We start from the raw sequence: 14,298 nt of genomic DNA, 5'->3' as shown, positions 1-14,298 counted from the left end.
CCAATCGACCAATCAGCGGTGTAGGCAGCTCAGCCCGCGAGCACGGCCGCGAAGGCGAGCGTCTCGCCTGCCAGACGTCTGCGGTCAGCGCCGTCGGACATGAGCAGATCGGCCGTGTGGACTGGGATCGCGGCCTCCGGCGAGCCGTCCGGCGAGCCGCCGACCGGCGGGTCGAGCGGCTCGTCGCAGACGATCCCGTCGAGCACGTCGCCGTAGAGCGCCGTCACGCCAGCTGCGGAGACGGGCTGGCCCGCCCACTCCAGGAACGCGGCCGTCGGGCCCTTCAGCACGGCGCCGCCGACGATCGGGCTGACGGCGACGACCGGGGCGGCGGTGGCCCGCAGCGCCTCGCGCATCCCCGGCAGCGCGAGGATCGGGCCGATCGACAGCAGCGGGTTGGACGGCCCGATCACGATCGCGCGGGCGGCCGCGATCGCGTCGAGCACCTCGGGCGTCGGGCGCGCGTCCTCGACGCCGCGGAACTCGAGCCCCTCGACCGGTCCCGCCCCTCTGCCGACGATCATGAACTCCTGGAACTCCCACGCGCGGCCCTGCGCGCGCACGCGCGAGCGGACCGGCTCGTCCGACATCGGCAGGACGCGCGCGGGCACGCGCAGCGCGCGCGCGAGGTCGCCGATCGCGTCGGTCAGGCGGTCGCCGGCGGCGAGCCGGCGGGCGCGCTCGATCCCATACGCGAGGTCGCGGTCGCCGAGGTTGAACCAGACCTCGACGCCCAGCTCGCGCAGGCCGTCCATCACGTGGAAGGTGTCGCCGTCGAGCCCCCAGCCGCGCGCGTCGATGCGCTCGGCGAGGTGGAACGCGATCAGGTCGGGGTCGGGCGAGACGTGCGCGCCGTACAGCTCGACGTCGTCGCCGGTGTTGGCGACGACGACCAGCTCGTCGGGTGCGTCCGCGGTGGTGCCGAGCGCGCCGGCCAGCCCCGCCGCGAGCTTCGCCCCGCCGGTGCCGCCGGCGAGCAGGACGACGGGGCCCACGGCACTCACCCGAAGCGGCTGCGCAGGCGGGGGAGGACGTCGCGCGTGAAGAGGGTCAGGAAGCGCTCCTGGTCCTCGCCGGGTCCGTGGAAGACCAGCTCGTCGAAGCCCAGCTCGACGTACGGCGCGATCCGCTCGACGACCTCGTCGGGGTCGGTCGACACGATGAAGCGGCTTCTCGCGCGCTCAGGGTGCTGGTCGGCGAGGCGCTCCAGCTCGAGCGGGTCCTCGGTGCTCTGCTTCTCCTCCGGCGTCAGCGCGAGCGCGCCCCACCAGTAGCACGCTCTCTCGGCGGTCTCGAGGTCGGTGTCGTAGGAGACCTTGATCTCGATCATCTTCGGCAGTCTCGAGACGTCACGCCCGGTCTCGGCGGCGCCGGCCTCGATGTTCGCGAGCAGCGTCTCGTACAGCTCCATCTTCTTGCCGCTCGTGCAGATGAAGCCGTCCGCCTTGCGGCCGACGAGTCTGGCCGCGAGCGGGCCGGCGGCGGCGACGTAGATCGGGATCGCCTGCTCGGGCCGCTCGTAGATCGTCGCGCGCACCGTTCTGTAGTAGTCGCCCTCGAAGTCGACGCGCTCCTCCGTCCACAGCCGGCGGATCAGGTCGATCGACTCGGACATCCGCAGCCGCCGCTCCTTGCCGCCCGGCCACTCCATCCCGGTCGCGGGGACCTCGTTCATCGCCTCGCCGGTGCCGATCCCGAGGAAGACGGGGCCGCGCGACAGCTGCGCGGCGGTCGCGAACGCCTGCGCGACGATCGACGGGTGGTAGCGCATCGTCGGCGTCAGCACGCTCGTGCCGAGCATCGCGCCCTGCAGGCCCTGCGCGGCGGCGCCGAGCCAGGTCAGCGCGTTCGGCGCGTGGCCGCCGTGGTGGCGCCACGGCTGGAAGTGGTCGGAGACGGTGATCGTGTCGAGGCCCAGGCGCTCGGCTTCGAACGAGAGGTCGGCGAGCCGTCGTGAGCCGAACTGCTCGGCCGATGCCTTGTATCCGTAGCGCATGCGTTCCTCGTGGGGTCGGTGGGGAAGGGGCCGGGGCCTGCTGCTCACCGCGCCGTGGCGGTCAGCTCGTGGCGGTGGCGGATGTCGTAGAGCGTGGTGCGTTCGGCGGCGGGGCGGTCGGCCGCGTGTGCGGCCGCGATCAGCTGTTCGGGGTCGAGCTTGGTGCCGTGTTGGCTTCCTGCCAGGCGGCTGATCGATTCTTCCATCAACGTACCGCCGAGGTCGTTCACACCCCACTGCAACGCCTCGGTTGCTGTGTCGAGACCCAATTTGACCCATGAGGCTTGGACGTTGGGAATAGAACGCCCGAGTGCGAGACGGAACACGGCGGTGTGTTTGAGGTTCTCTTCGCGGCTGATCTCCTCGACGCCGTGCGTGCGGCCGAGGAGGGTCTGGAAGGGGATGAAGGAGAGCGGAACGAACTCGGTGATGCCGCCGGTGCGTTCTTGGAGCTGGCGGATGACGCGCATGTGCTCGGCCAACTCCCACGGTTCTTCGATGTGGCCGAACATGACGGTCGACGTGGAGCGCAGCCCAGCCGCATGGGACGCTTCGATGATCTCGACCCAGCGAGCGACGGGCAGCTTGTTCGGGCTGATCCGCTCACGCACACCGTCGTGCAGAACCTCGGCGGCGGTGCCGGGCGTCGACCCGAGGCCGGCGTCGCGCAACCGTGCGAAGACCTCGGGGAGCGGCAGCCCGGAGATGTCCTGCATGTGCGCGATCTCCATCGGGCTGTACGCATGCAGATGGATGTCCGGCGCGGTCCGCTTCGCGACCCGCAACCACCGCAGATACTCGTCGAAGTCCCAGTCGGGGTGGATGCCCGACTGGATGCACAGCTCGGTGGCGCCGTAGTCGAGCGCGTCGTGGATGCGGCGGACGAAGTCGGGTTCGTCGTGCTCGTAGGCGTCGGGCGAACGCTTCCCCTGCCCGAAGCCGCAGAACGCACACCCGACGATGCAGACGTTGGAGATGTTGATGTTGCGGTTCACCACGAATGTGACGAGATCGCCCGCCAACTCCGCACGCAACTCATCCGCCGCGACCCGGATCTCCTCGACCGCTTCCGGCCGGGTCTCGGCGAACAACGCGGTCAGCTCGCGCTCGTTCAGCGCGGCGCCGTCGCGGGCCTTCGCAACAGCGGGACCGACCAGCTCTCTTTGGATCGCGAACGGCGCCTCGGTGCGGCCGGAGCCGCGGCGGGGGATGAAGCTCCAGTACTTCGCCTTGATCACGTCCATGACGCCCTGGTCCAACCAGTCCGCGTCGATGTACTGCGGATAGACGCACAGCCGCTCGGTGAGCGCGAGGCCGTCGCGCTGCAATCTCTTGCGGACCTGGAGGGGAGAGGGGAACGGATGCTCGGGAGAGATGTGATCGCCGTTCGCGGAGAGGCCGCCGAGGTCGGTCGCACCCGCCGCGATCAGCTCGTCCCACCAATCGGCGAGATTCGGCGGGATCTGGATCCCCACGCCCGGCATCAGCCGTCTCGTCTCGGCGACCAGCTCGCGCATGTCCGCGACGGTGACCTCGCACGCCCACGCGGGCAGCGGCAGGGAGGGGTGGGTGCCGAGGCCCGTCCGCCAGTAGGCGGCAGCGGCCTCGTCCGCGACGTCGGCCGGCTCCTCACCGTAGTAGCGGCGGTGGGGGACGAAGTTCTGGAGGATGATCTCCTGGAGGTGACCGTGCTCGCGGTGCAGCTCGGCCAGCGCGGCGAGCGCGTCGAGGCGGTCCTGCCGGGTCTCGCCGATGCCGACGAGGATCCCACTCGTGTACGGGATTCTCAGCTCGCCGGCCGCACGGATCGTCGCCAGCCGCAGCGCGGGGTCCTTCGTCGGCGAACCCTGGTGGGCGACGAGGTCGGGGCGGGTCGACTCCAGCATCAGCCCCTGCGAGGCGGTCACCTCGCGCAGCTTCGCCAGCTCGTCGCGGTCGAGCGCGCCGAGGTTCGTGTGCGGCAGCAGCCCGCGCTCCAGCGCCCGCTCGCAGACCCACGCGGCGTAGTCGACGAAGCTCGCAAAGCCGAACGCGGCCAGCTTCTCGCGCACGCCCGGGTGGTAGCCGGGGTCGTCGCCGGTCAGCACCAGCAGCTCCTTCACGTTGCGCCGCGCGGCTCTGTCGAGCAGCCGCTCGACGGCGTCGGGCGCGTGCAGGTGCGGCTGATGCGTCGCGAACGCGCAGTACTTGCAGTGCGACACGCACGTGCGCGACAGCGACAGCGTCAGGTTCCGGCTGAACGTGATGCGGCGGCTCATCAGAGTGCGGCGATGAGCAGCGCGATCAGCGCCGTACGCTCGACCAGCGAGTCGATCGAGACCTGCTCGTCCTCGGCGTGCGCGCCCTGGCCGTCGGGGCCGAGGCCGTCGAGCACCGGGACGCCGAGCGGGGCGAGGAAGTTCGCGTCGCTCGTGCCGCCGACCGGCCCCTCGCCGAGCGAGACGTCGAGCAGCACCGCCAGCTCCCGCGCGCGGGTCGCCGCGGCGGCGATCTGCGGCGTGCGCTCCATCGGCGGACGGCCGTGCTGATGCGTCACGGTCACCGACGCGCCCGCGCGCACGGGCGCGAGGGCGGCGAGCGCGCGGTTGACGCGCTCCTGCTCGGCAGCCGTTCTCGCGCGCACGTCGAGCGTCGCGGCGGCATGGTCGGGGACGACGTTCGGGAGGCATCCGCCCTCGATCACGCCGACGTTGATCGTCGTGCCGGCGGCGGGGTCGGCGAGCGCGCGCACGGCGACGAGCGCGTCGACCAGCTCCTCGATCGCGCTGATGCCGCGCTCGGGCTCGATCCCCGCGTGCGCGGACCGGCCCGCGGTCTCCAGGCGGTAGGTCGCCCAGCCCTTGCGCGCGGTCTTGAGCGCGCCGCCGGGCAGCGGCGGCTCGGTCACCAGGACCGCCGCGGCGTCTGAGCCGAAGCGCACGATCAGCTCGCGGGAGGCGGCGCTGCCGGTCTCCTCGTCGGGCGTGAAGAGGAAGCGCAGCGGCCGTCGCAGCTGCGGCCCGAGCAGCCGTGCCGCGCCGAGCGCGGCGACGATCCCGCCGCGCATGTCGTACGTGCCGGGCCCGTGGACGCGGCCGTCGCGCTCGCGCGGCGGGCGGGCGGCGGCGGTCCCCGCCGGCCAGACCGTGTCGTAGTGGCAGAGCACGAGCACCGGCTCGCCGGCGGCGGGACCGAGCGTCGCCTCCAGCACCGCGCCGGCGCCAGTGGCGTGGCGCGTCACCTCGGCGCCGAGGTCGAGCAGCTCGGCGACGAGCTGCGCCTCGGCGTGCCTGAGCGCGTCGGGCTCGCCGCCGCTGGGCGCGTCGACGCGCGCGAGCGCGAGCAGCAGCGCGACCAGCTCGTCGCGGACAGCGGCCGCGCCGGCGCGCAGCTCGTGAGCGAGGACGGCCGCGTCGGGACCGGCGACGATCGGGCTCGTGGAAGCGGCTGGCGCCGATTCCGTCGCGGGTTCGGCTGGCGCCGATCCCGCGCCCGTCGGACCGGCGGACGCCGATCCCGCCGACGCGGCCGCGGCGGTCATGAGACCACCGCTGCGCGGCCGGCGGAGATCGTCGCGGCGACGGCCGCGGCGCCGGCGCCGACGTCGACCTCGACGCCGAGGTCGGCGAGGCCCTGCCCGAGCGCGGTGACCGCGACGAGCGGGTAGAGCGATCTGGCGGCGGGACCCATGTGTCCCAGACGGAACAGTCTCGTCGCGAGCACGCCGTAGCCCTTCGACAGCATCACGCCGTAGTGCTCGCGCACGTGCGCGAGCACCTGCGCGGTCGTCACGCCCTCCGGACAGCGGACCGCGGTGACGCAGTTCGCGGCGTAGCGCTCGTCCTTCGCCCACAGCTCCAGCCCGAGCGCCTTCACGCCCGCGCGCGTCGCGCGGCCGGCCAGCTCGTGGCGGGCGATCGCGGCGTCGATCCCGCCGGAGTCGATCAGCTCGTCGACCGCGGCGGCGACGCCGTTGACGTCGGAGACCGACGGGGTGAAGAGGAACGCGGTGCGGTCGCTGTCGACCCAGCGCGTCTTCCAGTCCAGCAGCGACAGGAACGAGCCGCGCGGCGCGTCCGGGTTCGCCTCCATCGCGGCCCACGCGCGCGGGCCGACGACGACGAGCGACATCCCGGGAGGGCCGGCGAGGCACTTCTGCGGGCCGGCGACGCAGAGGTCGACGTGCCAGTCGTCGACACGCACCTCGCAGCCGCCGAACGCGGAGACGACGTCGGCGACGAGCAGCGCGCCGTGCGCGTGCACGACCTCGCCGATCTCGCGCAGCGGGTTCTCGATCCCGGACGGCGTCTCGGAGTGGACGAGCGAGACGCGCTCGACGTCGGGGTGCTCGGCCAGCAGCCGCCGCACCTGCTCGGGGTCGAGCGCCTCGTCGAACGGCACCTCGTACGTGACCACCTCGGCGCCGAGCGCGCGCAGGTCGTCGCCGAACCACGACGCGTAGACGCCGGAGACGAGGTTGAGCCACTTCGTGCCCCTCGTCGTCAGCCCGCGCGCGACCGCCTCCAGCCCCAGGACCGCCTCGCCCTGCATCAGGACGACGTCCTTCTCGGTGTGCAGCAGGACGCCGAGCTTGCGCTCGAGGTCGTTGAAGCGCTCCAGGAAGACGGGGTCGTAGTCGAACAGGACCGGCGAGCCGAGCGCGGCGCGGACGCGGTCCGAGGCCATCGTCGGGCCGGCGGTCAGCGTGAATTCGGGGGCGTTCATCGTTCTCCTCGGAAGTAGGGCAGCGCAAGCGCGGACGGCAGGTAGGAGCGCCGCGCGAACAGCAGCAGGACGGCGATCACGCTGATGTACGGCAGCATCTGGATCACGTCGGTCGAGACCTTGATGCCGGCGAGCTGGAGCGCGGTCGAGATCGACAGCGAGATGCCGAACAGGAAGGCCATCGCGATCACCCACAGCACCTTGCCGCGGGCGAGCATCGCCAGCACGATCGCGATGAAGCCGGCACCCTGCGTCATCAGCGGCGTGAACGTTCCCGCCGCGACGATCGACAGGTAGCCGCCGCCGATGCCGGCGAGCGCGCCGCAGGCGAGCACGGCGATCGTGCGCGTGCGGGTGACGTCGACGCCGGCGGCGTCGAGCGCGGCGGGCGTCTCGCCGGCGGCGCGCAGGCTGAGGCCGAACGACGTCCGCTTCAGCATCCAGCGCACGCCGAAGACGGCGGCGATCCCGACGTAGACGATCGGGTGCTGTCTGAAGACGCTCTCGCCGACGACGGGGATCGAGTGCAGCAGCGGCACCTCGACCTCGCCGATCCCGTCGATGCGCGGGTACTCGTTGCCGAACTGGGCGCCGTGCAGCAGGCTGGTGACGCCCTCGGCGAACAGGAACAGCGCGACGCCGACGACGATCTGGTCGAGTTTCATGCGCACGCACAGCACGACCATCACGAGCGAGGCGAGCATCCCGCCGAGCCCGCCGGCGAGCAGGCCGAGCCAGGAGGAGTCGAGGTAGTAGGCGCCGTTGAAGCCGGCGTAGGCGCCGAACAGCATCATCCCTTCGAGGCCGACGTTCAGGACGCCGGCCTGCTCGGAGATCGACTCGCCGAGCGCGGCGAACATGATCGGCATCATCGCCAGCAGCGCGCCGGCGACGAGCGCGGTCAGGACGGGCTCTGTGAACAGGTCGCTCATGCGGAGCCCTCTCTGCGGATGCGCTTGGCGAGGCCCTTCGGCACGAACGCCGAGCGCTGCTGACGGCGGATGCGGAAGAACTCCGTGATCGTCATGAAGAACAGCAGCAGGCCGACGAGCACGAGGATGAAGTCGGTCGGCAGATCGGCCTGGCGGGTCGCGGTGTCGCCGCCGATCTGGATCATCGCGAACAGCCCGACGAACGCGATCGTCCCGAGCGCGTTGAAGCGCGCGAGGAAGACGAGCGGGACCATCAGGAAGCCGTAGGCGGGGTTGAAGTCGGCGCGGAACGAGCCCCAGTCGCCGAGCATCGAGACCGCGCCGCTCATCCCGATCAGCGCGCCGGAGGCGGCGAACGCGATGAACGTCAGGCGCGTCGGGCGCAGCCCGAGGTGGACGGCGGCTCTGGGGTTGGCGCCGAGCACGCGCAGGCGCAGGCCGAGCGGCGTGCGCGTCATCGTGTAGTGCAGCGCGAGCATCACGACGAGCGCTATCACGATCCCGATGTGGACCTGCGTGTCGCCGATCGCCGGCAGCCGGTCGGGCAGCGCGAGGATGTCGGTGCGGGGGACGCCCGGCAGGTCAGTCAGGAACGGGCCCTTCACGAGCATGTTCGCGAGCCCGATGCCGATGAAGTTCATCATCAGCGTCGTGATGATCTCGTTGACGCCGTAGACGGCCTTCAGGAACGCCGGGATGATCGTCCAGGCGGCGCCGACGCAGGCGCCGAACAGCACCATCAGCGTCAGCCCGACGGTCGTGCCGAGCGAGTCGACGACCGACGGCGCGATGCCGGCGACGCACGCGGCCGCGAGCAGCCACTGGCCGTCGCCGCCGAGGTTCCAGAGGTTCGCGCGGAAGGCGACGATCAGCCCGGCGGCGATCAGCAGCAGCGTCGCCACGCGGACGATGCTCTGCTGAAGGCCGAAGTCGGTCAGCAGGCCGTTGTGGACGATCGCCTCGTAGAAGTCGAACGGGTTGCGGCCGAGGATCGCGAGCAGGATGCCGCTCGCGACGATCGACAGCACGACCGGCACGATCGCCTGCCCGACCGGCTCCAGGCGTGCGAGCAGCCCGCGCGCGCGGGACTCCTCGGCGGGAGCGGGGGCCGGGGCGGGTGCGGAGGTCTGCGCGGTGGCGCTCATGCGAGCATCAGCTCCCCGACGCGCGCGTGCGCGTCGGCGCCGTTCTCGACGACGCCGGTGAGGCGGCCGCTCGACAGCACGACGATGCGGTCGCAGAGCGCGACCAGCTCGTCCAGCTCGGTCGAGATCACGACCGCGGTGACGCCCTGCTCGGCCTGCTCGCGGATCTGCGTGCGGACGAAGCTAGCGGTCTTCACGTCGAGTCCGTACGTCGGCTTGTTGTAGACGACGAGCCGCGGGTCGAACGCCAGCTCGCGCGCCAGGACGACCTTCTGGATGTTGCCTCCCGAAAGCTTGCCGATGTTCGTGTGCACGCTCGGCGTGCGCACCTCGTACTGCTCCACGAGCCCTTCGGCGAACGTGTCGATCTCGCGCTCGCGGATCGCTCCGCGGCGCCAGAACGGCGTCTGGCCGATCCGCTTGAGGACGGTGTTCATCGCGACCGACATGTCGCGCACGGTGCCCTCGTGCAGGCGGTCGTCGGAGATGTAGCGGAGGCCGAGTCGCTGGCGTGCGGGGACGCCGAGCCGGCGGATCGATCTGCCGTCGAGCAGGATGTCGCCGTGCGAGATCGGCCGCTGGCCGGCGATCGCCTGGGCGAGCTGGCGCTGGCCGTTGCCGTCGACGCCGGCGATCCCGAGGATCTCGCCGCGGTGGGCGGCGAACGACACCTCGTGCACGCTCATCTCCGTCTCGCCGCCGTCGACCGACAGCTCGCGCAGCTCCAGCGAGACCTCGCGCGAGACCGCCCGGTCGGGCGCCTCGGCGTCGATCTGCTCGACGCGCACCTCCATCTCGGCGACGCCGGCGAGCTGCGCGGCGCCCTCGCCGAACATCGTGTCGACGATCTGGTTTCTGATCTGCTCGGGCGGGGTGGAGCGCAGCTCGTCGGGGTCGATCCCGCCGACGCGGCGACCGGCCTTGAGGATCGAGACGCGATCGCCGATGTCGATCGCCTCGTGCAGCTTGTGGGTGATGAAGACGATCGCGATCCCGCGCGCCTTCAGGCGCTGCATCACGGCCTGCAGCTCGGCGACGCCCTGCGGCGTCAGCATCGAGGTCGGCTCGTCGAGGATCAGGACCTGCGTGTCGCGCCAGAGCGCCTTGACGATCTCGACCTGCTGCAGCTCGCCGAGTGACAGCGTGCTGGCGACGGCGTCGGGGTCGATTCTCGCGCCCAGCATCCCGGCCAGCTCGTCGAAGCGCGCGCGGGCGCCGGCGACGTCGAGTCGCCGCTCGGGCGAGCCGAGCAGCAGGTTCTCGAGCACGGTCAGCGTCGGGACGAGCGTCAGGTGCTGGTAGACGGTGCCGATGCCGAGGCCGAAGGCGGCGCGCGGGGAGGAGATCCTCACCTCGCTGCCCTGCACGAGGATCGTGCCGGCGTCGGGCTGGACCATCCCGGAGAGGATGCTCATGAGCGTCGACTTGCCGGCGCCGTTCTCGCCCAGCAGGCCGTGGATCTCGCCCGCGTGGACGACGAGGTCGATGTCGTCGTTGGCGACGACGCCCGGATAGGCCTTCGTGATGCCGCGCAGCTCGACGGCGGGGGTGGTGTGTTGAGAGGTGCTCATGGCGTGATGCAGTCCTGCACCGCGCGGGGCCACCGGCCCCGCGCGGCTCGCGGACTACTGGTCGAGCAGAGCCTCGACCTCGTCCTTTCTGGGGGTCAGCGGAACTTCGATCGAGCCGTCCTCGATGCCGGCTCTCGCTCTGTCGACCGCGGCCCATGCGTCGGCGGGCGCCTTGTCGGTTCTCAGCAGCGAGATGCCGCCGTTGGCGAGGTCGAGCTCGTAACCTCTGGTGCCGTACGTGCCGGCGTTGACGTCCTCGACGGCCTGTCTGAAGACCGGCGCGAAGTTCCAGATCACCGACGAGAGCAGGACGTCCTTTCTGTCGATCGACGTCTTGTCGCCGATCACGTCGATGAACTGGACGCCTCTGCCGGCCTGCTCGACGGCCTGCAGCATGCCGAACGACGAGCCGTTGCCCATGCCGAAGATGACGTCGGCGCCGCCGGCGATCAGCGTCTGCGTGACGCGCTTGCCGCCGGCCGCGTCCGCGTAGGCGGCCTGGCCGATCTGGGCGCTGAGCATCTTGATGTCCGGCTTGACGCTGCGCGCGCCGGCGATGAAGCCGCCGGACATCTTGTTCCAGTTCGTGTCGTCGGCGGAGGTCACGATCCCGAGCGTCCCGGATCTGCTGACCGTCGCCGCGAGCACGCCCGCGAGGTAGGAGCCCTGCTGGCTGGCCGTCTCGGCGTCGCCGACGAGGTCGGGCTGCAGGCCCTCGGGGTTGTCCCAGCCCAGCTCCGGCACGCCGGTTCTGGTCGCGACGTCGGTCGCGGAGGCGTTGTAGCCGCTCGCGTGCGCGATCACCAGCTGCGCGCCGTTGTTCGACAGCTGGCCGAGGATCGGGTCGACGTTGTCGTAGCCCGAGCCGTCCGCTATCTCGACCTCGATGCCCATGTCTCTGGCGACCGTTCTGGCCGCCTCGACGCCCTGCTGGTTCCAGCCGAAGTCGTTGCCCTTCTCCGGTGAAGCGAAGGCGATCTTCTTGACCTTCGCCTCGCTGCTGCCGCCGTTGTCGGCGGCGGTGCTGGCGCCGCCGGCCGACGAGCTGGTGCTGCCGCCGTCGTCGTCGCTGCCGCACGCGACGGCGCCGATCGCGAGCACGCCGATGGCGAGCGCCGTAGTCAGTTGCTTGATTGCCACGTTCCTCTGTCCTCTCTCCGGTCGACCATGCGGCGCTATCGCGCCGCCGGGGGTGCGTCTGCCTGCTCGTCGCCGAAGAACAGCTTCCGCGCGTTCGTCGCGAGCACCCGCTCGACGAGCGCCGGCTCCAGTCCGGAGACCAGGACCTTGCGGACTTCGACGCCGATCTCGTGGAACGGGATGTCGGACCCGTACATGACCTTCTCGGGCCCGACCCGCTCGACCGCCTCGGCGATCTTCGTGTGCATCGGCATCCCCGACGTCTCCAGGTACACGTTGGGGTTGCGCTCCGCCACGTCGATCGAGGCGTTGATGTAGATGATGTTTCCGTGGCCCATGTGGCCGAGGATCACTCTCGCCGCGGGGAACTGTCTGGCCAGTTCCTCGATCGACCACGGCAGCGAGAAGATCGGGTGCCCGCAGTGCAGCAGCACGGGCATGTCACGCCGGACGATCTCCTCGATCAGCGGGTGCAGCGCCGGGTCGTTCGGGTGGAACGCGTCGAGCAGCGGATGCAGCTTGACGCCGACGAACCGCGGGTGGTCGAGCAGCTCGAGCGCCTCTTCGAGGAAGCCCGGCCTGTGCGGGTTCGCCCACACCATCCCGAACGCGCCGTCGACCTCTTCGACGACGGTGCGCGTGTACTGGTTGTCGGGCGTGAAGACCATCCCGCTGACGATCCCGTAGTGCTGCATCAGGGCAGTGAGCCCCGACGCGTCGAGGCGCACGTTGAACTCCGGGAAGTCGCCGACGTGCATGTGCGCGTCGACGATCTCCCGGGGCTCGTAGCCGGTCGCTGGAAGGGCACTGCTGGAAGACATTCGGACTCTCTCCCGGTCGCTCCGCCGAATCGCGGCGAGTCGTTCGCCGCCGGCTGAGCAATCCGTGTTGCTTCGCCGATGGGTCGCATGCTAGCGTCCGTGTTGGCTGTTGACAAGAGACAGCCAACAGCGACAATGCAGTGGCAAGAACAGGGGATGGGGAGCGGAGAGGCAATGAGCGTTGACATGACGACAAACAGCTTTGGTGTTCAAAACCGCACCCTCTGGGAGCAGGTCTTCGCTCATCTGCGCGAGGAGATCCTGGCCAACCGCCTGGCGCCTGGAACCGAGATCAACGAGGTCGCCTTCGCGAGATCGCTCGGCGTCAGCCGCGGTCCGCTGCGGGAGGCGCTCGGGCGGCTCGCCGCCGAAGGCCTCGTGACGATCACGCCGCGTCGCGGCGCCGTCGTGACGAAGCTGACGCGGACCGAGTTCCTCGAGGCTTACCAGGTGCGCGAGGCGCTCGAATCGCTCGCCGTCAAGCTCGCGGTCCCGCGCCTGGACGACGAGCGGCGCGCGCACCTGCACGCGCTCAGCGACGAGATGGTCGAGTGCGCGCAGAGCGGCGACGTGGCCGAGTTCTTCGCCGTCAACCGCCGCTTCCACGACGTCTTCGTCCAAGGCTCCGGCAACGCCCGCCTGCAGGAGATGCACAGCCAGCTGATGGCCCAGATGGGCCGCCTGATGAACACATCGCACGAGCTGCGCGGCGGGCTGGAGCAGTCGATCGCCGAGCACCAGGCGATCCTCGCCGCGGTCGACGCGGGCGACGCCGAGCGCGCCGCGCGCTTGCTGGAGGAGCACATCGAGGTGCCCCAGCGGGTGCTCGACTCCGCCGAAGGCGACGTCCTGTTCGACGACGAGCCCGACCCGCCAGACACCACGGATTGACCGAGAGGAAGAGCAGGATGGCCGACGCACCCACGCCGAAGCAGCTCGAGTTCGGCGTCAACCTCAACAACCGCGAGCCGTTGATCGCGCCCGACTACGACATCACGGCGCTGCTCGACCTCTCGACGGTCGTGGAGGAGAAGGGCTTCGACTCGATCTGGGTCGGCGACAGCCTCTTCTCCAAGCCGCGCTACGAGGCGATGACGCTGCTCGGCGCGCTCTCGCAGCGCACCAGACGGGTGCGGATGGGCACCGCCTGTCTCGTCTCCACGACGCGCAACCCGCTGTGGATCGCCGCCGAGTGGGCGACGCTCGACGTGATCTCCGGCGGGCGGATGATCTACGGCCCCTGCATGGGCAGCGCCGAGGTCGGCGTGCGGCGCGAGTTCGAGGCGCTCGGCCTCTCCTTCAGAGAGCGCGCGACCCTCTTCGAGGAGGGGCTGGCGGTCGTCAACGACCTCTTCAAGACGGGCAAGACCAACTTCAAGGGCGAGCACTTCTCCTACGACGAGGTCGAGTTCCACTCCGGCACCGAGATGGCGCCGCTGAAGCCGGTCCAGGCGGAGATGCCGATCTGGATCGTCTCCAACCCGCGCCTGCTCGGCGACAGACCGACCGAGAAGATGCAGCGGATCATGAAGCGCGCCTGCAAGCGCATCATCGAGTACGGCGACGGCTGGATGAGCTGCTGCCGCGCCGCGCACCCGGAGGAGCTGAGCGAGCAGATCGGCTACCTCACCGCTGCCGCGCAGGAGCTGGGGCGCGACTGGAACGACTACACCGTCTCCTACCAGGTGACGATGAACATCAAGGACACGAGAGAGAAGGCGCACGCCGCGATCGGCGAGTACATCTCGATGTACTACCCCGAGCTGTCGAGAGCGATGGACCTCTCCAACTGGGGACCGGTCGGCACGCCCGACGACATCATCGCCTGGCTCAGAGACTTCGCCGACCGCGGCGTCGGCCACTTCATCTGCCGCTTCGGCGACCTCGACCAGTTCGATCAGGTCGAGCGCTTCTCCAAGGAGGTGCTGCCCGCGTTCCGCGAGGCCGGCGTCTCCGTCACCACCGCTTAGCCGCCCCGAGGGAGAGAAC

The 14,298-nt window shown here is 70.6% G+C and carries 12 protein-coding genes; 2 read left to right on the top strand and 10 right to left on the bottom strand.

The window, feature by feature from the left end; all coding sequences use genetic code 11:
• Positions 1-29: 29 nt before the first annotated feature.
• Genes cofD through CWOE_RS20770 form a run of 10 tightly spaced genes read right to left on the bottom strand, consistent with a single transcriptional unit; the run spans position 30 to position 12,309 of the window.
• Positions 30-995: a 2-phospho-L-lactate transferase gene (gene cofD, locus CWOE_RS20815; protein WP_041730758.1), complete on the bottom strand. Its 966-nt coding sequence runs from the start codon at positions 993-995 to the stop codon at positions 30-32.
• 5 nt (positions 996-1,000) lie between these two features.
• A complete protein-coding gene (locus CWOE_RS20810) occupies positions 1,001-1,996 on the bottom strand; it encodes a TIGR03557 family F420-dependent LLM class oxidoreductase (RefSeq protein WP_012935614.1) in 996 nt (331 codons plus the stop codon).
• A gap of 44 nt (positions 1,997-2,040) precedes the next feature.
• Positions 2,041-4,254, bottom strand: coding sequence for a 5-amino-6-(D-ribitylamino)uracil--L-tyrosine 4-hydroxyphenyl transferase CofH (gene cofH, locus CWOE_RS20805; protein WP_012935613.1), 2,214 nt, complete (start codon positions 4,252-4,254; stop codon positions 2,041-2,043).
• Entirely contained in the window at positions 4,254-5,516 is a 1,263-nt protein-coding gene (locus CWOE_RS20800) for a M20 family metallopeptidase (RefSeq protein WP_012935612.1), read from the bottom strand. Before CWOE_RS20800 ends, cofH begins: the two co-directional genes overlap by 1 nt.
• Entirely contained in the window at positions 5,513-6,700 is a 1,188-nt protein-coding gene (locus tag CWOE_RS20795; protein ID WP_012935611.1) for a pyridoxal-phosphate-dependent aminotransferase family protein, read from the bottom strand. Before CWOE_RS20795 ends, CWOE_RS20800 begins: the two co-directional genes overlap by 4 nt.
• The gene (locus tag CWOE_RS20790) at positions 6,697-7,632 is read right to left on the bottom strand and encodes an ABC transporter permease (RefSeq protein WP_012935610.1); all 936 of its coding nucleotides are present in this window, start codon (positions 7,630-7,632) and stop codon (positions 6,697-6,699) included. The genes CWOE_RS20795 and CWOE_RS20790 overlap by 4 nt, the downstream gene beginning before the upstream one ends.
• Positions 7,629-8,777, bottom strand: a complete 1,149-nt coding sequence (locus CWOE_RS20785) for a putative B6 ABC transporter permease subunit 2 (RefSeq protein WP_012935609.1) — start codon at positions 8,775-8,777, stop codon at positions 7,629-7,631. The genes CWOE_RS20790 and CWOE_RS20785 overlap by 4 nt, the downstream gene beginning before the upstream one ends.
• Positions 8,774-10,348, bottom strand: coding sequence for a putative B6 ABC transporter ATP-binding protein (locus CWOE_RS20780; protein WP_012935608.1), 1,575 nt, complete (start codon positions 10,346-10,348; stop codon positions 8,774-8,776). Before CWOE_RS20780 ends, CWOE_RS20785 begins: the two co-directional genes overlap by 4 nt.
• A gap of 54 nt (positions 10,349-10,402) precedes the next feature.
• Complete coding sequence (locus tag CWOE_RS20775) at positions 10,403-11,488, bottom strand: putative B6 ABC transporter substrate-binding protein (protein WP_012935607.1); 1,086 nt, start codon at positions 11,486-11,488, stop codon at positions 10,403-10,405.
• Between the two features lie 35 nt (positions 11,489-11,523).
• On the bottom strand, positions 11,524-12,309 hold the full coding sequence (locus CWOE_RS20770) for an amidohydrolase family protein (protein WP_012935606.1): 786 nt from the start codon (positions 12,307-12,309) through the stop codon (positions 11,524-11,526).
• A gap of 186 nt (positions 12,310-12,495) precedes the next feature.
• Here CWOE_RS20770 and CWOE_RS20765 point away from each other — a divergent pair, with 186 nt between their 5' ends.
• Positions 12,496-13,200 carry a GntR family transcriptional regulator gene (locus CWOE_RS20765; protein WP_049793349.1) on the top strand — a complete coding sequence of 235 codons (705 nt, stop codon included), beginning with the start codon at positions 12,496-12,498 and terminating at the stop codon, positions 13,198-13,200.
• Positions 13,201-13,217: 17 nt separating this feature from the next.
• A complete protein-coding gene (locus tag CWOE_RS31160) occupies positions 13,218-14,279 on the top strand; it encodes an LLM class flavin-dependent oxidoreductase (RefSeq protein WP_012935604.1) in 1,062 nt (353 codons plus the stop codon).
• Positions 14,280-14,298: the final 19 nt, after the last annotated feature.

It is taken from the genome of Conexibacter woesei DSM 14684 (assembly GCF_000025265.1).
Taxonomy (GTDB): Bacteria; Actinomycetota; Thermoleophilia; order Solirubrobacterales; family Solirubrobacteraceae; genus Conexibacter; species Conexibacter woesei.
The sequence above is the reverse complement of the archived record's forward strand: the minus strand, read 5'-3'. Positions and strand labels throughout refer to the sequence as shown.

What these genes read in the sequence shown, in the direction of transcription:
- CWOE_RS20790 (WP_012935610.1), bottom strand. Translation starts at nt 7,632, where the DNA reads ATGAGCGACCTGTTCACAGAGCCCGTCCTGACCGCGCTCGTCGCCGGC.
- CWOE_RS20765 (WP_049793349.1), top strand. Translation starts at nt 12,496, where the DNA reads ATGACGACAAACAGCTTTGGTGTTCAAAACCGCACCCTCTGGGAGCAG.
- CWOE_RS20780 (WP_012935608.1), bottom strand. Translation starts at nt 10,348, where the DNA reads ATGAGCACCTCTCAACACACCACCCCCGCCGTCGAGCTGCGCGGCATC.
- CWOE_RS20795 (WP_012935611.1), bottom strand. Translation starts at nt 6,700, where the DNA reads ATGAACGCCCCCGAATTCACGCTGACCGCCGGCCCGACGATGGCCTCG.
- cofH (WP_012935613.1), bottom strand. Translation starts at nt 4,254, where the DNA reads ATGAGCCGCCGCATCACGTTCAGCCGGAACCTGACGCTGTCGCTGTCG.
- CWOE_RS20770 (WP_012935606.1), bottom strand. Translation starts at nt 12,309, where the DNA reads ATGTCTTCCAGCAGTGCCCTTCCAGCGACCGGCTACGAGCCCCGGGAG.
- CWOE_RS20810 (WP_012935614.1), bottom strand. Translation starts at nt 1,996, where the DNA reads ATGCGCTACGGATACAAGGCATCGGCCGAGCAGTTCGGCTCACGACGG.
- CWOE_RS31160 (WP_012935604.1), top strand. Translation starts at nt 13,218, where the DNA reads ATGGCCGACGCACCCACGCCGAAGCAGCTCGAGTTCGGCGTCAACCTC.
- CWOE_RS20800 (WP_012935612.1), bottom strand. Translation starts at nt 5,516, where the DNA reads ATGACCGCCGCGGCCGCGTCGGCGGGATCGGCGTCCGCCGGTCCGACG.
- CWOE_RS20785 (WP_012935609.1), bottom strand. Translation starts at nt 8,777, where the DNA reads ATGAGCGCCACCGCGCAGACCTCCGCACCCGCCCCGGCCCCCGCTCCC.